22 protein-coding genes and 1 pseudogene are annotated in these 18,089 nt (G+C 32.1%); 4 read left to right on the top strand and 19 right to left on the bottom strand.

The window, feature by feature from the left end; all coding sequences use genetic code 11:
• Positions 1 to 879: 879 nt before the first annotated feature.
• Positions 880 to 1,077 (bottom strand): hypothetical protein, encoded by a 198-nt coding sequence (locus tag ABD690_RS07425; protein ID WP_344728879.1) that lies wholly within the window; start codon positions 1,075 to 1,077, stop codon positions 880 to 882.
• A 224-nt stretch (positions 1,078 to 1,301) separates the two neighbouring features.
• On the opposite strand from ABD690_RS07425, the gene ABD690_RS07420 reads away from it, so the two are divergent.
• From ABD690_RS07420 to ABD690_RS07400, 4 genes are all read left to right on the top strand, one after another.
• Positions 1,302 to 2,057, top strand: a complete 756-nt coding sequence (locus tag ABD690_RS07420) for a hypothetical protein (RefSeq protein ID WP_344728877.1) — start codon at positions 1,302 to 1,304, stop codon at positions 2,055 to 2,057.
• Positions 2,058 to 2,059: 2 nt separating this feature from the next.
• Positions 2,060 to 2,482 carry a DUF5675 family protein gene (locus ABD690_RS07415; protein ID WP_344728875.1) on the top strand — a complete coding sequence of 141 codons (423 nt, stop codon included), beginning with the start codon at positions 2,060 to 2,062 and terminating at the stop codon, positions 2,480 to 2,482.
• Positions 2,460 to 2,702: a hypothetical protein gene (locus ABD690_RS07410; RefSeq protein WP_344728873.1), complete on the top strand. Its 243-nt coding sequence runs from the start codon at positions 2,460 to 2,462 to the stop codon at positions 2,700 to 2,702. The genes ABD690_RS07415 and ABD690_RS07410 overlap by 23 nt, the downstream gene beginning before the upstream one ends.
• 479 nt (positions 2,703 to 3,181) lie before the next feature.
• On the top strand, positions 3,182 to 3,436 hold the full coding sequence (locus tag ABD690_RS07400; protein ID WP_344728869.1) for a hypothetical protein: 255 nt from the start codon (positions 3,182 to 3,184) through the stop codon (positions 3,434 to 3,436).
• A gap of 228 nt (positions 3,437 to 3,664) precedes the next feature.
• On the opposite strand, the gene ABD690_RS07395 is transcribed toward ABD690_RS07400, so the two are convergent.
• The 18 genes and pseudogenes from ABD690_RS07395 to ABD690_RS07310 form a co-directional block, all read right to left on the bottom strand.
• Positions 3,665 to 5,260, bottom strand: coding sequence for an Eco57I restriction-modification methylase domain-containing protein (locus tag ABD690_RS07395; RefSeq protein ID WP_344728867.1), 1,596 nt, complete (start codon positions 5,258 to 5,260; stop codon positions 3,665 to 3,667).
• Entirely contained in the window at positions 5,257 to 5,874 is a 618-nt protein-coding gene (locus ABD690_RS07390; protein WP_344728865.1) for an HNH endonuclease family protein, read from the bottom strand. Before ABD690_RS07390 ends, ABD690_RS07395 begins: the two co-directional genes overlap by 4 nt.
• Positions 5,874 to 6,533 carry a response regulator gene (locus tag ABD690_RS07385; protein WP_344728863.1) on the bottom strand — a complete coding sequence of 220 codons (660 nt, stop codon included), beginning with the start codon at positions 6,531 to 6,533 and terminating at the stop codon, positions 5,874 to 5,876. The genes ABD690_RS07390 and ABD690_RS07385 overlap by 1 nt, the downstream gene beginning before the upstream one ends.
• Before the next feature lie 2 nt (positions 6,534 to 6,535).
• Entirely contained in the window at positions 6,536 to 8,881 is a 2,346-nt protein-coding gene (locus ABD690_RS07380; protein WP_344728861.1) for a sensor histidine kinase, read from the bottom strand.
• On the bottom strand, positions 8,881 to 9,084 hold the full coding sequence (locus ABD690_RS07375; RefSeq protein ID WP_344728859.1) for a helix-turn-helix transcriptional regulator: 204 nt from the start codon (positions 9,082 to 9,084) through the stop codon (positions 8,881 to 8,883). Before ABD690_RS07375 ends, ABD690_RS07380 begins: the two co-directional genes overlap by 1 nt.
• A 61-nt stretch (positions 9,085 to 9,145) precedes the next feature.
• A pseudogene (locus tag ABD690_RS07370) lies at positions 9,146 to 9,232 on the bottom strand (ATPase); the annotation flags it as partial.
• Positions 9,233 to 9,256: 24 nt separating this feature from the next.
• Complete coding sequence (locus ABD690_RS07365; RefSeq protein ID WP_344728857.1) at positions 9,257 to 10,507, bottom strand: type II toxin-antitoxin system HipA family toxin; 1,251 nt, start codon at positions 10,505 to 10,507, stop codon at positions 9,257 to 9,259.
• Between the two features lie 103 nt (positions 10,508 to 10,610).
• Positions 10,611 to 10,898 carry a helix-turn-helix domain-containing protein gene (locus tag ABD690_RS07360; RefSeq protein WP_344728855.1) on the bottom strand — a complete coding sequence of 96 codons (288 nt, stop codon included), beginning with the start codon at positions 10,896 to 10,898 and terminating at the stop codon, positions 10,611 to 10,613.
• A 306-nt stretch (positions 10,899 to 11,204) separates the two neighbouring features.
• On the bottom strand, positions 11,205 to 11,867 hold the full coding sequence (locus tag ABD690_RS07355; protein WP_344728853.1) for a P-loop NTPase family protein: 663 nt from the start codon (positions 11,865 to 11,867) through the stop codon (positions 11,205 to 11,207).
• A 406-nt stretch (positions 11,868 to 12,273) separates the two neighbouring features.
• Positions 12,274 to 12,831, bottom strand: coding sequence for a hypothetical protein (locus ABD690_RS07350; protein ID WP_344728850.1), 558 nt, complete (start codon positions 12,829 to 12,831; stop codon positions 12,274 to 12,276).
• Positions 12,832 to 13,129: 298 nt separating this feature from the next.
• Positions 13,130 to 13,408 (bottom strand): helix-turn-helix domain-containing protein, encoded by a 279-nt coding sequence (locus tag ABD690_RS07345; RefSeq protein WP_344728847.1) that lies wholly within the window; start codon positions 13,406 to 13,408, stop codon positions 13,130 to 13,132.
• Between the two features lie 309 nt (positions 13,409 to 13,717).
• The gene (locus ABD690_RS07340; protein WP_344728845.1) at positions 13,718 to 14,521 is read right to left on the bottom strand and encodes an RteC domain-containing protein; all 804 of its coding nucleotides are present in this window, start codon (positions 14,519 to 14,521) and stop codon (positions 13,718 to 13,720) included.
• An 88-nt stretch (positions 14,522 to 14,609) separates the two neighbouring features.
• Complete coding sequence (locus ABD690_RS07335; protein ID WP_147676318.1) at positions 14,610 to 14,933, bottom strand: cupin domain-containing protein; 324 nt, start codon at positions 14,931 to 14,933, stop codon at positions 14,610 to 14,612.
• Positions 14,934 to 14,965: 32 nt separating this feature from the next.
• The gene (locus ABD690_RS07330; protein ID WP_344728842.1) at positions 14,966 to 15,421 is read right to left on the bottom strand and encodes a DinB family protein; all 456 of its coding nucleotides are present in this window, start codon (positions 15,419 to 15,421) and stop codon (positions 14,966 to 14,968) included.
• Between the two features lie 25 nt (positions 15,422 to 15,446).
• Positions 15,447 to 16,232: a CPBP family intramembrane glutamic endopeptidase gene (locus tag ABD690_RS07325; protein WP_344728840.1), complete on the bottom strand. Its 786-nt coding sequence runs from the start codon at positions 16,230 to 16,232 to the stop codon at positions 15,447 to 15,449.
• A 5-nt stretch (positions 16,233 to 16,237) separates the two neighbouring features.
• Complete coding sequence (locus ABD690_RS07320) at positions 16,238 to 17,023, bottom strand: T9SS type A sorting domain-containing protein (protein WP_344728838.1); 786 nt, start codon at positions 17,021 to 17,023, stop codon at positions 16,238 to 16,240.
• A gap of 4 nt (positions 17,024 to 17,027) precedes the next feature.
• On the bottom strand, positions 17,028 to 17,546 hold the full coding sequence (locus tag ABD690_RS07315) for an ankyrin repeat domain-containing protein (protein ID WP_344728836.1): 519 nt from the start codon (positions 17,544 to 17,546) through the stop codon (positions 17,028 to 17,030).
• Positions 17,543 to 18,088 carry a YceI family protein gene (locus ABD690_RS07310; protein ID WP_344728834.1) on the bottom strand — a complete coding sequence of 182 codons (546 nt, stop codon included), beginning with the start codon at positions 18,086 to 18,088 and terminating at the stop codon, positions 17,543 to 17,545. Before ABD690_RS07310 ends, ABD690_RS07315 begins: the two co-directional genes overlap by 4 nt.
• Position 18,089: the final 1 nt, after the last annotated feature.

Raw genomic sequence — 18,089 nt, 5'->3', positions numbered from 1 at the left:
ATAAACACCGTTTCTATAAAAAAGCATCTTGTATTCACAATGCCTTTATCTATTATTTGTGTTTTATTAAGTTATATCTTTTATAGGACAAATAAACTAAACTACTATTACATCATAGGTTTGATTGCTTTATTTTCGTCTGATATTTTAGCGTCATTAGATTTTAAAAATCATTTTTCTTGGATCACCATATTAAACTTTATTTATTTAACATGCTGTACTTTAGCACTAAAAAAATACATAACTTTAAAAAAGATTAACGATTTAATTTCTTTCACTTCAATAATAGCAGTTAGCTTAATTGGGTATGTTTTATTCTCTATAACAAACCTTTTATTTTCTGCACTAAACAACTACTCAATATTTTTCACATTTCTATTAGTTTTTTCTGTATCTATATTTTTAATTACTATAAGCTTAATCTATTTAAGCGTTCGGTATAAAACAGGGGCCACACTGCTAGCCGCTGGCATATTTTACTTATTCCAAGTTTGTTTAAGCGCGATAAATGAGTTTCTAAACACTAACAAAGTTTTCTTAATGATTATATTGATTTGCCATGTTTTAAGTGTTCTTTTTTTTAAAAACTTTTTGGCGAATACCAATCCTTTAGGGCGTGATTAAAAAAAACTAAATAAGGAAGTAAATAAAAAGCCAAACTTAATAGTTTGGCTTTTAGCTTTTTGTCGGGGTGGCAGGATGATAACTAAACCGCCACTATGCAGTAAAATCAATACTTTCAGAAGTAGACTAAAACAGTGTTAACCGAATTGTAGACCTATCTGTTAGTTTGAAATAGTATTATTTATCTGAACGTCTTACTACAAATTTACAATTTTAACTTCATTAAAACCAGTCAATTTGTATCAAATATTATGATTAATCTATTAAATATTTGTTGACAATATCTTCTTCTATTCCGCTGTATTCAACGAATTCTTTAATTGTGACGAATTGGTAAGATTCCTTTCCAAAGTAGTTTCTAATGTCATTTAAAAGCTTACGCCCATAGCGCTCACTTCGTCCTGTGATACGCTGAATATCTTTTGGGTATATGCAAGCTCTTTTTGGGATCATAATACTTTATCTATGCCTTATCCGTACATCATCCATACTTTATTGTTTTATGATTATGGTGATGATGATGCGTTGTTAAAATGTTGGAAATCCCGATAGGGTTTTCAATATTTTAATGACGTTTTTGGTTGTATCGGAATGGATGACCGAAAACGGAATTGCTTTTTTAACAACGTGCCATAAAATTACGTGATTTGGTTTCATTAATCAAAAAACGAATTATTATGGCAAAACAAACTGGAATTATTAAACTGAAAGGAACTATCGGTGGTATTTCCTTTTACAAAACGACTGATGGGCATTTAGCACGCGAAAAAGGTGGTGTGGATGCCAATCGTATTGCGAATGACCCTGCGTTTCAGAGAACGCGTGAAAATGGGTCTGAATTTGGACGCGCTGGTAAAGGTGGTAAATTATTGCGTAATGCAATCCGTATTCTTTTACAAAACGCAAAGGACAAACGTGTGGTTTCACGTTTAACTAAAACGTTGGTTGCTATCACTAAAACTGATACAACCAATGAAAGAGGATCTAGAACACTTCAAGATGGGAATTTAAGCCTGTTAGAAAGCTTTGAATTCAATTTAGGTGGAAAGTTAGGGACAACCCTTTTTGCGCCATTCACGAATGCTTTTGACCGTGTTTCTGGTGATGCTACGGTTAACCTTGATGCGTTTTCTCCAACGGTAAGAATTGCAGCACCAACGGGAACAACCCATTTTAAGGTGGTAATGGGTGCTTCTGAATTGGATTTTGAGAATGAAACCTCAACATTTGAAAATGATGAGACCGCTATTCTGCCTTACACCGCTGCTGATACTGCTGCTATTGCCTTAACAGCTTCATTGACTGCAAACTCAACGCTTCCTGTGGTTCAGGTGCTTGGTGTTGAGTTTTACCAAGAGGTAAACGGACAAATGTACGAGCTTAAGAACGGTGCTTACAACGCTTTGGCAATTGTTATTGTAGATACTCCGTAAGTATGGAATTAGTGCTGCATAGAGCCTATTTTAAAGAGGGCACCAATGGTGCTCTCTTTAATTCTGGTAAATTCCTTTGTCATACCATTGAATTGCCCTGGAACAATAACAAGCGAAATATTTCCTGTATTCCTGAAGGCACTTATGAAGTTCAACCACGTTTTTCAAAACGGTTTAAGCATCATTTGATTTTGAAGGATGTAAAAGGTAGAAGTTTTATTCTCTTTCATCCTGCGAATGATGCCTTAAAAGAGCTTCAAGGTTGTATTGCTCCAGTAACTTATTTGAGTGGAATTGGGAAAGGTGTTTATTCTAAAAATGCTATGCAAAAACTGTTGTCTTTGGTGTATCAAGCTAAAGACAGAAAAGAAACTATTTTATTAACTATTAAATCACAGAATTATGAACATTGTAGAACGTTATAAAAAACCAACTCCCAAATTTTTTAAGACTTTACGCAATATTGGTATTGCATTGGCTACTGCAGGTGGTGCTATCATAGCTGCACCTATTTCGATGCCTGCTATTGTGGTAACCATTGCTACTTATATGACCGTTGCTGGAACTGTAGCCACCGCAGTAAGTCAAGCTGTTGTTACTGATGATGAAAATACCGAAACTGATGCGAATGACGATGGATTATAATACCAAATCTGCCATTATTGGTGGTACTTTCTTTTCATCTTTTTTAAATATAGGTGTTGAGGATTTGATTACTACCATTGTTTTGGCTGTTGTTGGTGCAATCGTAAGTTTCTTTGTTTCTCTACTTCTAAAAAAACTGATCACTTTTCTTGGGGCAAAGTGTCGTAGGTGGAAGTAATTATTGATGTTAAGCGATAGGAAAGATAAATAAAGGGCATTTTCTAAAAAATGCTCTTTTTTTATGCGCGGTGTTGAGGTGGGTGAAAGCTATGACCGTCTGCCTTCTAAGCAGATGGTTTAGCCTTTTACCTACCGCAGACACAAGGCAAAACATTAATAATTGCTGAAACCTACACCGTTGAAATGGGTGGTGGGGAAAAGATGGAAAAATTGTGTGTTCTGAACTTCAATGTCAGTTCTGAATTGAGCGTGGGGAATGTCGGATATTTTACATAATGGCGTTATAGTACAGAAAGTGAATGAATGTTACTATAACTACCCGTTATGTAAACATAGCTTTGGGTAGTTTTTGGTGTGAGGGTTGGAAACAGCTCTTTGCTTTTTTGCTGTACCAAATTGTTCAAATAATTCTTTTAAGCAAAACAAGCAATGTGCTGTGTGCGGGTTGGCAGCCAAAAACTACAAGCGCGTTGGCGAGCGGAACAAACCAAAAGACAGAGGATTTTTGTAATAGCAACAAACTGGATTTTGGTTTGTGGGGAATTGTAAAATAAATTTTTCTTAAAAACAGGGGTCACAACCTATGACCCTTATTTCAATTAACATATTGATAATCATAAATTATAAACTACCCAACAAAATTCATTGGGACAAATTATTTTAAAATTGATTTTTTTTAAATAGTGAAATAAAGGAAACCTCCGATTTTAGAAATGTATAAATTCCCATTAGTGAAGATAATATTGCTAGTAGACTTTCTAAATTCATACTGAAATATACAACTATTTGCGATGTCTTTTATTTACTAATTTCTTTCTAATTGATTCAATTTTATTAATTTCTTCCAGGTTAAGATTAAGAGAATTATGTAAAATTTGATGATTGTATTTTAACAAAACGTCTTCAATATCATTTTTACTCTTAAAATCTTTTTTGTAAGAATTAAAATCATTGTGATGAGCCATTGGAATAGGCAATACTCTAAACTCATTTGGCGTAAGCTCTAAAACACCACCTCCATAGTAACGTCCTTCTAGTTCTGCAAAAGCTAATGTTAATGAATTATAGAATGAAAATATAAAATCATTTAAATTATGACCTTTTTTAACGGTTACATTATAGGCACTGTCAGTTACAAATACATTCGCTTCATTTTTTAATAATTTTGGGTATTCGTGAGCCCTTTTAAAGAAAAATGCTTTTGATTGTTTTGCTATATTTGGTACTTGATACCAGTGGTTTCTTTGTTTACATTTAAATCTTTCTTGAAGTTTTTCTTCTTCTCCTAAATCAATATAGTCCTGTACATTTGAAGGGATATTTTCAACATCTAAATTATTAAAGTCCAATAAATAAGCTGGTTTATTTTCCTTGATTAATTTTGAATAATCATTTCTATTGAATGCTACTGAACCGTTAACAAAAAAACCTTTTTGTACTATTGGTCTTGCATAAGCTTCTAAATCGTATTGATCTAAAATTTCTTTATCTACAATAAAATAATTATTAGCAGCTGTTACAATACCTGCTTTATTATCTACATAATCAGAAACAAGATTTAAATCTTGTTTAATATTTTCAAGAAATGTATGTTCTTCTGGCGTTATAAAATGATGTGTCCATTTTTTACTAGACTCTGATACACTTTCATTACTATACAATCTAAAACTTCTTTTTTGAAGCTCATCCATTGATTTGATTGTTGTATAAAATGTACCAGGTACTTTATGCTTTTTATAGCCAATTAACAGTACTGTATCTTGACCTTTGCACTCCAAAAATTGAAGCTCATCAAACATAAAAATCTCGATACGCTCAAAAGAAGCTTTAAGCAAATCTCTAATTTCTTCTGTAAACTTTACTTGTAGTAATTCTAATGGAAGTACAAAAGCCAAAAGACCATCATTCTGTAGTTTAGAAATACCGCTAACCAGAAATGATGTCCAAATGTTATTTATTTTTCTATCAGCAAGGTTTTGCTCTAAATGAATTTCTTTAGCCAGTACTTTTTGTTCATCAGTGAGATAATTACTTTTTACATATGGTGGGTTCCCTAGGATGGCTGAAAATTTCTTTTTACTATCAGAGTGAAAATTCAAATAATCTTTATTAAAAGCTGATAATTTTATAGAGTTATTTACATTCTTCTTCTTTGCTTTTTTTAATTCTTCCTCTTCCCTTTCTACAATAGTTAAATTAATTTTATTAAAATTATTTAACGCTTCTGTTTCATTTATAGCCTGAACAAAATTTCCATCACCAACACTTGGTTCAAGCACAGAGATATTAAGCCTATCTATTTGAGATAAACAATAATCCGCAATAAATTTTGCTAAATTTAGAGGTGTATAATATGAACCTATGCTTTTTTTATTCATTTTCTAATTTCAGCCAATTTGTATGGTCTTATATTATTTCGTTTTTGAGTTGTCTTTAGTAACTCTATTACACCTTTATTAGACTCCTTTAATAACTCTTGTGTATCTACCATTTCTTGCAGCGCCTCGATAGCTTTCGTAACATTTTCTGCTCTTTGCTGCAAAACTGTTTCACGCCTTTCATACAACAATTGTGGGCGATTTAAATAAAGTCTTTCTGTCATATATCTAGTACTAACATACTTACCATTGACTTTATAGTCATCACTACTTACCTCAAACAATTCCGAATAATTGTATTCAGAAGGATCTGGATAACAAATTATATCTAAATCATCTGCATCGTTGGGCCAGTCATTGCTCTTAAACCTATTGCATATAGGACAGCTATAAAATAAGTTACAAATATCATTTTCTAAAGCTTTAAATCTTTCAATTGATTTTGGTTTATAATGCTCGATATGATAATGGTCAATACCTCCAAATTGTGCTTCATTTATTGAACAATAAATACATTGAAAAAAACACTCTTCTGCTATTTGCTCTTTCCAATCTGTATATGTTCCTTTTTCCGGTTGATTAGCCTTGTCTTTAACTATAAGTTTCCAATTCACTACTCCTTGATTTTATTTTCAATTTTCTTCTGAAGCTCTTCTAAAAATTGAATTTTACTTTCATACTCATCTAGCCAATCCTTTCTTTCTCCTAAACCGCTGTCTATTTGAACATTTAGTTTAAGTTGTAACGCTTTCAAACGTATTAAATCATTTTCGTCACTCTTACCTGATGCTACTAACTCTGACAAATGCTTTAATTCTGAAAGCTCTGAAATATTTTCATCTAAAAAACTTTGACTTGCACGAATAAACCTCTTTACATATTTCTCACCATCATTAATAAATTCTTCTCTACCTATTATATCTTCAAACTCACTAAACTTTTCCTGTAAGTCATCATCGTTTTTATGTGACGTTATTACATAGATTGGAATATCTTTAAAATATTTTCTTATCTCTAAAACGAGCTGATTTCCTCTATAACCGACAGGACCTTTTCCTCCTTCAGAATCATTATGCATTTGTTCATCAAAAATTAAACAAACTATATCATTTTGCTCTACCCAATCTTTGTATTGAGCTATTGAATCATCAGGAAAAGGAAATGTATCAACCACCTCAATACTAGAATCAAAATTTTCTAAATGAGATTCAAGAATTGATTTTAACGTTTCTCTTTGCTCTCTATCATCATCTATGATGCCTATTTTACTCATAACTAATTTCTTTGTTTTCTTTCTTTTGGAAGCCAAATTTTAAACCTAGCTCCTTTTAATACAGGGTCTTTATCAAAAGAAATATTACCGTTTAAATCGTTTACTATAGAATTGACGACTGTAAGACCAAGACCAGTACCAATACTCTTACTGCCTTGTGTTGGATTTACTTTAGTTGAAAAAAGCGGTTCAAATAGCCTGTGCTCAAACTCTTTAGAAACACCTGGACCAGAATCAGAAACAATGAGAGAATATCCATTTTCAATCAATTTTTTTGGTTCCTTCAAGTCTTCTTCAATTAATCTAACTTCTATCAATCTCTTACCAGACTTCAAAGTAGCAGCGGTATAAGCATTTGTTAAAAGGTTAATTAAAACTGTTTCAATATCCATTTGAAACGTATATGTATAAATATCTTTAAGTTCTGTATTAATGCTTATTGAAGCAGCTTTATATGCCGGTTCTAACTCATTAACGACAGACTGTATAATTTTAGCAATATTTACATTTTTTTTATTACGTTTTTCTCTTTGAACTCTTGTTAATGCGTAAGCACCCCATGCAGCAACTCTTTTCGATGATTTTACAGCTTTTTCGATTTCTACTATCGCATCATCAACTTTCGGAATTTTTCTAGATAATGCAAGTTTTGCTGCCATTACAGAACCTTTAAGTTGAGTTATAGAACCTTCCGTTTCATGACCAAAAACCGCAGAGGATATACCTATTGTTGCTAAACCACTTAAGGTTCTATTCCAATTAAGAAGTTCTGTAATTGTTTTTTCAACTTTATCAGTTGTACCACTTAAATCATTTACATTTTTTTGAACCCTCTCTTTAATGTGACTAGCTACATCAGAGTTATTTTGAATCTCTAAATTGATGCTATACAAATCCTTTTCAATACTATTTAAAGCTTTTATTATTCGTTCAGTTCTCGACTCTTTACTACGTGATTTTCTTTTAGCCTCGTTAATTTTTGGTATTAATCTGGTTCTGTAAGACTCAAGCATATTTATAGTACCCATTACCAAACTTTTTAAATCATAAAAAGCTTCTGATTCTACCAACCCTTCTCTTGCAGCACTATCCGCTAATTCTACATTAGAATCTCTAGCTATAAAAACAGCACCTACTAATTGATTTGGTGTAACACTATAATTTGCAGACCTACTAATACCAGCTGGATCTTTAGCTTTTCTATCAGCTAATCCTAACCAATCATACCCAAATTGAGAACTAGGGAAGCCATAAGGTTTAACAACTATTCTGTCACGATATATTTTTATACCAGCATTGTTATCGAGAAACTCTCTTAATTTGGTTAGATTAAATTCAAAATCTTTTACCGATGCACTTTCTCTTAAAAAGAAATAAAGTTTAATGGTAGCTGAACCAGATCTAATTTTATTTTCAATTAAATTAGTGGTATCAATACCTGTTCTTGTTAATAAGTTAGACCATTCAATTTTTTCAATAACTTCTTTGTCATTGTACTTGTCCCAGTAAGTATAAATTATTTCTGTACCTGTACCAGGATAATAAGCTTCAATTTTAATTTCAGCTGCATCGAGATAATTTGAGTTAATTTCTTCTGATGGAAGAGGATAAACATCGTTAACTAAAGAAATATGAAAATCTTGAACATCTTCAAAAGGCGGTGTTAAGGCAGATAGTTCTTGAAAAAGATTTTCAATGTTTGTCTTTGTCCATGATTGACGTTGCTCTTCAATTAATATTTCCGTACCCGTTGCCGAAGGTTTACCATCAGTTAGAGGTAAATTGATTTCTTTCGGCTCAAAAATTTGAACATGAATATCTGAAAGAGATTTACCTTCAACATCAAAATCATCCCAATTGACTTTTAAGCCTATAAGTTTTTCATCTTTAGATTTTGTTCTCAATTCTAGTTTTGAACCTAGTCTATCAGTGGATATTCGTCCAATTCCTTTTTCACCAGTTTTTCTACGTCCTAATTTACTTTTCGTTGAAACCCTTTTACCTGAATACCCAATACGTAACCAACTATTCTTCAATTCCTCTGGTTTCATACCAAAACCATTATCAGCGACACGTATCATGTCTTTAGTTTCAGAGAAAATCTCAATATCTACTTTTGTGGCATCAGCATCATAGCTGTTTTTTACCAACTCTAATAAAGCAGTTGAATGATCTTTAATGCTATCTCTTCCTAAATGAATTAAAGTTTTAGCATCAATATAAAATCTTTGATTTGTAGGGTCTAGCTTTGCCAATTCTGTAGACAATGAAACAATATCATCTAAATTTGGCGGGTTACTTTGTATGGCCAAGAGTAATTTTGCTTGTATTTCTTCAGGTTTACTCACTATGAATTAATTAGATTTCTTGGATTCATGTTTAAAGCCTTTGCTATTTTGAATAGTGTAGGTAGTGATGGTTGTCTATGATTTGTACACCAATTAGATACGGTTGTTTCACTCATATCCAACTTTTTCGCCAACCATTTATTGGACTTGTTTTTTTCTGCTAGAACAATTTTTATCCTATTATAACTATTAAATACAGGCATATTATTTATACTAAAACACAAATATATTTAAGTTTTAGCATATTCTATTAAAATATCTTAACTATCTGCGCTTATCTAAACTTTCCTTATCAAAAGCTATCAAATTAAAAAGTTGTCGCATTCTGGAACGCACAGTAACCCTATAACGTGTCTTTAACTATTAAGCTTAATACTAACAATTAAACGCTTTAGCCATCAAGGTTTGTTCTTTATTAGCAATACCTATTTCTTTCGCCACCTCTTTCCAAGTTTCTACTACAGTTAAAACCTCATGAATAATTTTATCCATTTGTTTATCATCTAGACGAAAAAATTCACCTACACTTTTTACCAAATCATAGTCAAGCGCATTGTTATCCATATCAATATTGAGTGCTAAACCATCTTTATCTATAGATGGATTTAAATCATAAGCTGGTGATAATATCCACCCTTGATTGGTTAAAATAAATCCATGGTTTCTTAAATGGTCATCGGTATTTGAAATAGCAATATTAAAGACTATTCTACGCCACAATTGCTCTAAATTATCGTTAACCAAAGCTCCATGGTTTTGAATGAATTCTGCTAATTCCAAATAGCTTGCTGGATTATCTCTTATGGTGTCTTCGTTATTTCCTGTCATGGTCATAGCAGAAGCGAAATGAAGTCTACAGCCTTCTTCACGGTCAAATCTTTTGGTAAAAAAGGTATGATAGTTACCTGATATCTTTTCAATTTTAGATGGTGCCATGTGGATGCCTGCCTTTATTGCCAACTGATAAGCCAAGTATTCCCATGCGGCTTTGTCTATGGTATCGTTTTTTGAAGGAAACTTTGCAATCCATAACTCCTTATTTTCATCTAATATATTAGCTTTCGGCCTTGCACCTCCTAAAGAGGATCCTGGCGCCATTAAAACAGCTAGCCATTTTTTTACTTCATCATTGTCATCGTCATTTTCAAAATTCTTTGCTGCTTCTTGCAGCTCTCTAATGGATGACCACGGTGGTGTTGGGTTTAGTTCGTTATCATCTAAAAATGGCCCTTCTGGGTCAAGTTTAAAACGCAAAGCACCCATTCGGCTTTCGTCATAAACACCTAACAAATAATCTATTTCATATAATGTTTTTGCCTTTTCATTATTTGCAGCTGCTTCTTGTGACGCCCTACGTTTCATAAGTGTGCGTCCCCAAGTATCAGGCATACTATCCAAGAACACACCAAAATTTTCTTTATTGTTTGGGTATTGTGGACCACTATAGAATTGAATGTCCGGATCTAATAGCATTTGTTCTTTAGATTTCAACCAATCTTTATCATACTCAAAACTGAATGCTTTCTTCCCTTTTGCATACAATGCAGAAAGGACTCCCATTAATTGCGGTTCTTCCAAACCTTTCCAATGTGCGTATATGTATATGTCTTGTTTGCCTTTTGCCATATTAAATATTTCATGAGATTACTCATGCATTATTATTTTAATGTTTTTTGTATTCGTGAATGCTTTGCATTTGCCACGCTTTGCTCGCAATGACAACCTTATTTTAAATTAAATCGAGGTCTTGAAGTTTTCTACCAAATTCATCATCCGCTGCTAATTTGAGAAAATCATCTTGCAACCCAAGCACACGTAATACATTGAAATAAGCCCCAATAGTTACACTTGGGTTTCCAGACTCAATAAGATATAATGTACTTCTTACAATATCTGCTCTTTCAGCAACTTGCTCTTGTGTTAGCTTCCTTCTTTTTCTTGCCAATTTTATATTCTCTCCCATTTGTTTAAGTACTTCTTTGTGTTTTGGGAACAGGATTTGCTTTTTCTTACTCATTACTATATGATTGTTATTTCACACAAATATAGCAATTTTGATTGAAATAACAATCATTTTATTATTTTGTTTTTTAAAATAGATTGCTTCACCCTATCGGGTTCGCAATAACAGCGACGATTAAGTTTTGGCAAATTTTGAGTTTTTTTGCCAAAGTTTTATTTGGTGTTTTTACAAGAAATTATTTAACAACACACTCGCTGAACCTATCTCTAAATCTAATTTTTTAAGACCCACCCGCTAGCTGGCCACATCGCTAAAAACATCCACTGGATGTTTTTTTGACGCTCGGTCCGGTGTTGTGCATTATTTTCTCTTGTCAATACTTTGCTCATTGAAAGCTATCAAATTAAACAACTGTCTCATTCTTGAACGCACTCGATTACCATAGCGTTCTTCCAGTTCCTGGGCGTTTAGGTTTGTGGTGGCGTGGGTCCTTATTTTTCGCTGAAGAAATAAATCATAACGAGATAAAAGGATTTCGCCCATAACGTTGCAGTCTTTACCAAAATGTCTTCCGGTGGTTTCTACTCCTAAATCGTCAAAGCAGTAAAAATTACTGTTACCATACTCTTGAATCGTTTTGTAGCCAATATTGTTGAAAGCAAACGTGATGTTTCTTGCCGGAATTAGTATGTATGATTTTTGGTGTGGCACGATGTGTCTTAATAACTTCATTAAACTGGTTTTGCCACAGCCTACTGGACCAGATAATAAAATACCTTTGTTTGGATCTATATTTAGTTTTTCGCAAGCTTCAAAATCACGAATGAAATAAATACATAGTTTGTAGAGCACGACCTCATCTTCTTCATAAATCTTGAAGTTCTTACCGAATAGCAATTTACCTTTGGCATCGAGATAGGTTAATATCTTTTGGAAATCGTATAGAATATGATTGTCTTTAAGTTCGCCAAGTTTGTATTGGACGCCTTTTTCAGTGATAATATGTGGTGGTCGGGTGTTCATGTATATTAAAAACCTATTTTTTTATTCTATTCATTTCTTTTGCTTGCCCAAAAGAAACGAACCAAAGAAAAGGGCACCCTTTCGATAGGAATTTCATCGCTTCCTTTCGGCGCGTTGAACCAAGCTCAAAACTTCGCGTCACTACGTTCCTGGATTTCGAAGCTTTTGAGCTTATATTCTGACGAAAGGGACACTTTCCAATTATATTTCTCATTTTCAATTAAATTTAGGTTATGACATGTGGCGGTTGCATTTTACTCATTGTAATTTAAAAGTGGATTCCGCATCAAGTGCGGAATGACAAAAAAGAGATTGCTTCGCTTTGTTCGCAATGACGTTTCATTTGTTGAGATCCTGAAACAACCTTTCGACAAGCTCAAGGTTACATCTTCAGAATGACAAAAAATTAAAGTGGTTCGTTGTAGTTTTTATTTTTAGTGGTCTTTAGGTTGTCCATATTTGGGATACCTCGACTGCGCTCGGTACAGGCTCTTTTTTGTTTGTTTTCGTTTTTAAAATCTTCTGAAATTGAATTTTTAAAATTTTTCTGTTTATTACTGTTTATGTTTTTTATAGTTTGTATATGTTTATATATAGGTACCAGTGCTTGTCCAGTACTTGTCTCGATTTGACTATTGTTGTGTCCCACTACTTGTCCAGAACTTGTCCCAAATTTGAGCATCTTAATTTTACTCCCTCTATACGGATTGTGGGATGGGAAATACACGATATATTTCCAATGGTTTAATTCCTTGATGCATCTGTGATAGGTAGATTTAGAGCCTATTTTAGATAATTGCATAACCTCATCACGGTTTATAAAAAACTCTTCTAAAAATCGGTTTAAATTCCACAACTGAAATAAGGCTATGTACAAGCTTATGTGGGTTGGGTTTAAACGACTATCTTTTGAGAATTGGTTGAAAACTGCGTTTAGATGTTTGATATAATTAACGTCCTGCATATTAGTTCCATAGTTTAAACGCCAATGCACCAACTGGCCTCTTCGCTAAAAACATCCACTGGATGTTTTTTAAAAGCTCGATCCTATAATTTACTTCTTGCATATTTTTTACCCTTTCATTTTGCCTTGATGCAAAACGAAACAAAAAATCAAGACTTCATATTAATTCCTTGAAAATCTGCATCAATGATTTATCATGCGCATTGCAACCGCTTCGCTTCGGCAATGCTCCACTGCCCATCACTACTCATTGACTTGATTTTACTACAGAATTAATATAGATGTCATTTTTTCTTCTTTAGAATTTGTTATGAATACGGTTTTCTTCCATTACTTTTAGAATTTCTTCGTAGTCGTAATAAATAACTCCTCCGACTTTGGTATATGGTAATGTACCATTGATACGCAAATTTTGTAATGTTCCAGGTGAGATGCTTAACAGGTTGCGAACTTCTGGTGATTTGAGCCATTTTTTAGGCGCAAACCCTGATTGGTGGTTAATGATTGCTTTGATATCCTCAAGTAATTCTTCTTTAAATTCTCGAAGATCTTCGGTAGTGATAATTGTTGCTGCCATAGTAACGATTTTTAATTAATAATGAGATCCTGAATCAAGTTCAGGATGACAAAAAAAACTCTCACAGCTATTTCGACAGTGCTCAATATGACAGTGAGAGTTTTATATTGATTTGACTTTCGTTTGGCAAATATGAAGTGAAATAGTGAGGTTTATTCACAAGAAGCACCCAAGTTGGGTGATTTTATTTACTCATTTTTAATGACTTACATTAATATCATTTGATAATAATTTCTAATAGAACAATAATTAAAATACTATAAATTTTATGACTAAAAGATACTTTTTACAACACCCAACTTGGGTATTTTATTCATCGGCACTTACCATTCTTGTAACCAATGAATCTTTCATTTTATCTAGAAATTTTGTTTGATTTGTTTTACGTGAACGAATTTCTAAATAAGTTCTATAGTAATCGCCCAAATCGATATTGAACAACTGCTCACAAGCCATTGCCATTTCTTTTATATCGGCAGTTCCACTATTAATTGCACCCGAACTTTGTAGTGCATAAATGAGTTCGATTAAATCAGTTTTATTAGCAGTCCAGAATAAGCGAGATTGCTTTTGAAAAGGATTTACTGTTGCTTCCATATTATTCTTGTTTTCTAGTTTATCAATTTCTTTTTTTAAGTATACAATTAACATATCATAAGCTAGTATCATTGCAACCGTACTATCATGGCTCGTTGAGAATTGTTCATCAGATAAAAAATGGAATGTATCTGGGTGCAATCTTAAATCTGAATTTTTTCTAGTAAAATATTGCCTATCGAAAATTGTTGAACCTCTCCTGTAATAATGATAGAATTCTAAATTATCATTAAAATACGTTTGTAATTTATCTATGTGACTATTAAAATACTTTACTTGTGTTTTCTTACTGCTCCTGGGTCTTTTACTTTCTATAGTAAATAATTTTAGATAATAAATTAGCTTACTATATATTTTTGGTTTAATTTGTTTGAAAAAATATATTTCTTCTTCAAATGATTTAAATCCTCTTTTATCTATAAGTAATCTGACTTTATTTAGGACTTCTTTAGCTTCTTTTATATTCTTTTCTGCAATAATTAAGACATCACCATTATCTGTTTCAATAGTATTCAATGAAGCTTCAAAATTTGTTACTATTCGATTAAATACATTCACTTTTAATTTGTATTGATTATGAATTTATTTGAAATTATTAGAGCTATTAGTTATCCATAGAAGCAATAAAAACTACACATTCTTTATTTGACGTATTTATTATGCTGTGCTGTATTCCTACTGGAAACATAAAAATATCTGATGGCTTCCCTTTATATATTTTATCGTCTATGGTAGCAGATATTGTGCCTTCTAATATTAAGAGTACTTCATTTTTATTAGGATGAACATGAACAGGGTAGGTGGCAAAAGGTGCCACTTTCACTAATTTAAAGTTACTTCCTGTTAACGATAATAATTTCTTACTCGAAAAGCCAACAATATTTCCAACTTGCCAGTCGAGCTCATCTACATTTTTGTAATAATCCATTTTAGTTAAAATAGGTGTTTTTTAATGAATAGTTAAATAAGATTTGTGATGCTTTTTATTATGCCATAATGCATCGCCTCATGATAATTATTAAACAATATGGCATCTTCAATAGTGTTAAGTTTAAATCCTGTTTCTATTTTAAATGGTTTAAAATTTGAAAACAGATTGTTTTGGTAGTCAACTTTTGTTAATTCGACCAATGCCAATAAAAGTATTTTCAACTCGTCTATTTCTTCCTGTTGAATTTCTCTATTTGGTTTTGTTCCGGGTTTATAGGTGTTAAACATTGTGTCTGAAACGTAGCCTTCAAGTCCTGCTGTTTTGTATAATAGAGCCTGTTGCGCCACTATAATGTGACCAATATTCCAAATAAGGTTATTATTGAACCCTAATGGGATTGTATTTAATTGTTTTACATTGTAATTTTTTAAATATTTTAGGTGAAGTCTTCTATTAGTTTTCCAAATATTAAACACTGAATCCATTACTTCTTTTTAGTTTTATTAATTGTTACTTGATTTGTATAGATTTTTTGAACCACAGATTCTTCTTTGTGATATAAAATGGTTGTTTGTTTCTTTTTTTATAAATGATAGTAAGCACAAAAATGAGTATGATAGTTATAATTCTAAAACTGTTGGCATAACTATCTCCGAGTGCATTATCGCTAACAGAAAAAAGCATCCAAGAAAGATTCATGAAAAAATGTAAGCCAATAGGCACCCATATATTAAACTCCCACTCTACATAGACCCATGCAAAAATCATGGCAGCTATAAAGGTGGTCAAGAAAATACCTACGAGTGTTATTAGTTCTTGACTTTGGTATAAATGAATTATTGCGAATAATATCGCTCCTAAAATTATTGAGAGGAAAAAACCTAGGCGCGTAAACCTAAATACAAAGCCAAATAAAAATCCTCTAAAGTAAAGTTCTTCAAAAAAAGCTGCTGCAATTCCTGATATTAAAAATTCGTTAATGGATAGTTCTTTATTTAAAGTAAATAAGAAGGAAAAACCAATAAACATTGGAACCGTGCAAAACAGAGCAAACACCATTCCTTTTAGAATAGAAGCGCTTAACCCTAAATTTTTGAAAAAATATTTGGGCTTACTTAATAGCAACACACCCATAAACAATGGAATTCCAAATATCAAATAGGAGACATTATGGCTTATTCCCATATTGAGTATTGTCTCATTAATATAACCTCTTACAGATTTGAAATACAAATCATCTAAAAAAAAATATATACTAAAGCTTAAAAAGACAACTAAAAGGATTTTATTCTTCATTTAAACTACTGTTTTAGCAGCTTTTTTATTGTAATCTCATTTCTATTATTCCTGACCTCTACATAATAGTTTCCTACTGATAATCCGGAAATATCTATATCTTCATAGAACCCATTTTTAATAGACATTACTTCTTGCCCCAAGGCATTGAAAATTGTGACTTTGATAATATCCTGTTTAGAATTGGTAATTATATAAAAAGCTGTTACTGCCGGATTTGGCACTAGTTTTACTGTACTCTTTTTAGTTTCAAATTCATCAATGCCCAATGTTGTAAATGCATTATTAATTGCATAGCCTCTATTTGAAAACCCATGGTATGCCAAGGAGAAACCAGCAGAGCTACTTCTTGAAAATGCAAAATCTATATTATCGGCATCAAAATCAAAGATATAATCATTAGAATCACCTGTATCAAAATTTCTAGTGGCCACCAGTGTTCTTGTACTTCCACTTACCTCATTTGATTGTGTACTCCAATTACTTGTATCATTTGAAGGAGGGACTCCAATACCATTATGAACTGCATCTGCTATTCTAGCACCATTAAAATAAATAATATCTTCTCCTACACTCATACCGTCTCCAAAATTAAAATCTCCAAATTGCAATGCAAACCATCTATCCGATGGTCCTGTAAGAGTTAGGGTTGCTGTTGAAGTAGCATTATCTAAATCTAATTTAGCCGTCATTCCTGGTAACAAATTTACCACACCTGTAGATTTAATTTGTGCATTCACTTCATGTTGAATTATGATTAGTAAAAGCATTACAAGTAATTGTCGTTTCATAATTTTAGTTTTTTAAAAGATTAATAATTTCTTGATTATCTGATGATATAGCATACTCAAATGTAGATTTGCCAGTTTTATCTGCTAAATTTAGATTTGCACCATGCTCAATAAGCAGTTTAATAACCTGAATATTCTTAAACATTATTGCATACATGAGGGGGCTAACACCATTAGCATCTGTTAAGTTAACATTTGCCTTACGATTTAATAAAGCCTTAATAATTTCTACATTATTTTTAACCACGGCAGCTGCTAATGCCGTACCATTATCGCTATTATGATTTAAGTTAGTTACATATGGCAAAATATACTCTACAATAGATTGTTGATTGTAATACGCAGCTATAATTAATAATGAGTGATTATGACTATTTAAAGTATCTACTACTTTTCTATCTACTTCGACATACTGTTTTACTTGCATTAAATTACCTTGTCTAACCGCATCAAAAATATCTGTGTTATTTTTACTTTGGCTTAATGCAAGTAAGGGAAGCAATAAGAGTACAATTAGTTTCATGGCTTTAATGTATAATTAAATGATATTTGAATTTCTTTAGCAATTTTGCTCATTACCAATTTTGGAATGTCTATAGCAAAATCTTCTGGAGTAACTGTAAAATCACCACCTAACATTACTTCTCCACCTATTTTATTTATTCTACAGTTTATTTCTATTTTTTGTGTTACTCCATGGATTGTCAAATCACCGATTAACACAAACAATTGATTGTTATTCTTTAATTGACTGATGCTAAAATCTTCCAGTTTTCCTTTAAATGTCGCTTTTGGATAAGTTGTACTTTCCATATAATTTTCATTAAAATGTTCTTGCATTAATGCTATTTTAAATTGAAATGCATTAATAAAAACGATAGATGCGACTGAACCCGTTTTTACATCTATAATTGCAGATGCGGAACTGGTTTTAGCTTTTACTTCTTCAAATCCTGATACTGAAGCCTCAAATTGAACGTTTCCATTACGCGTTTTGTAATGTTGGGCATTTGCCCAAGTTATCATAAGGTTTATTGTAAGTATTGAAAGTATTAATTTTTTCATA

It is taken from the genome of Corallibacter vietnamensis (assembly GCF_039537875.1).
Taxonomy (GTDB): Bacteria; Bacteroidota; Bacteroidia; order Flavobacteriales; family Flavobacteriaceae; genus Corallibacter; species Corallibacter vietnamensis.
The sequence above is the reverse complement of the archived record's forward strand: the minus strand, read 5'-3'. Positions and strand labels throughout refer to the sequence as shown.

Bases quoted from the DNA above. Each gene is read 5' to 3' on its own strand.
- ABD690_RS07385 (WP_344728863.1), bottom strand. From the start codon at position 6,533: ATGAGTAAAATAGGCATCATAGATGATGATAGAGAGCAAAGAGAAACG.
- ABD690_RS07365 (WP_344728857.1), bottom strand. From the start codon at position 10,507: ATGGCAAAAGGCAAACAAGACATATACATATACGCACATTGGAAAGGT.
- ABD690_RS07375 (WP_344728859.1), bottom strand. From the start codon at position 9,084: ATGCCTGTATTTAATAGTTATAATAGGATAAAAATTGTTCTAGCAGAA.
- ABD690_RS07320 (WP_344728838.1), bottom strand. From the start codon at position 17,023: ATGAAACGACAATTACTTGTAATGCTTTTACTAATCATAATTCAACAT.
- ABD690_RS07395 (WP_344728867.1), bottom strand. From the start codon at position 5,260: ATGAATAAAAAAAGCATAGGTTCATATTATACACCTCTAAATTTAGCA.
- ABD690_RS07410 (WP_344728873.1), top strand. From the start codon at position 2,460: ATGAACATTGTAGAACGTTATAAAAAACCAACTCCCAAATTTTTTAAG.
- ABD690_RS07315 (WP_344728836.1), bottom strand. From the start codon at position 17,546: ATGAAACTAATTGTACTCTTATTGCTTCCCTTACTTGCATTAAGCCAA.
- ABD690_RS07425 (WP_344728879.1), bottom strand. From the start codon at position 1,077: ATGATCCCAAAAAGAGCTTGCATATACCCAAAAGATATTCAGCGTATC.
- ABD690_RS07400 (WP_344728869.1), top strand. From the start codon at position 3,182: ATGAATGTTACTATAACTACCCGTTATGTAAACATAGCTTTGGGTAGT.
- ABD690_RS07360 (WP_344728855.1), bottom strand. From the start codon at position 10,898: ATGAGTAAGAAAAAGCAAATCCTGTTCCCAAAACACAAAGAAGTACTT.
- ABD690_RS07330 (WP_344728842.1), bottom strand. From the start codon at position 15,421: ATGGATTCAGTGTTTAATATTTGGAAAACTAATAGAAGACTTCACCTA.
- ABD690_RS07345 (WP_344728847.1), bottom strand. From the start codon at position 13,408: ATGGCAGCAACAATTATCACTACCGAAGATCTTCGAGAATTTAAAGAA.
- ABD690_RS07325 (WP_344728840.1), bottom strand. From the start codon at position 16,232: ATGAAGAATAAAATCCTTTTAGTTGTCTTTTTAAGCTTTAGTATATAT.
- ABD690_RS07355 (WP_344728853.1), bottom strand. From the start codon at position 11,867: ATGAACACCCGACCACCACATATTATCACTGAAAAAGGCGTCCAATAC.
- ABD690_RS07415 (WP_344728875.1), top strand. From the start codon at position 2,060: ATGGAATTAGTGCTGCATAGAGCCTATTTTAAAGAGGGCACCAATGGT.
- ABD690_RS07350 (WP_344728850.1), bottom strand. From the start codon at position 12,831: ATGCAGGACGTTAATTATATCAAACATCTAAACGCAGTTTTCAACCAA.
- ABD690_RS07310 (WP_344728834.1), bottom strand. From the start codon at position 18,088: ATGAAAAAATTAATACTTTCAATACTTACAATAAACCTTATGATAACT.
- ABD690_RS07335 (WP_147676318.1), bottom strand. From the start codon at position 14,933: ATGGATTATTACAAAAATGTAGATGAGCTCGACTGGCAAGTTGGAAAT.
- ABD690_RS07420 (WP_344728877.1), top strand. From the start codon at position 1,302: ATGGCAAAACAAACTGGAATTATTAAACTGAAAGGAACTATCGGTGGT.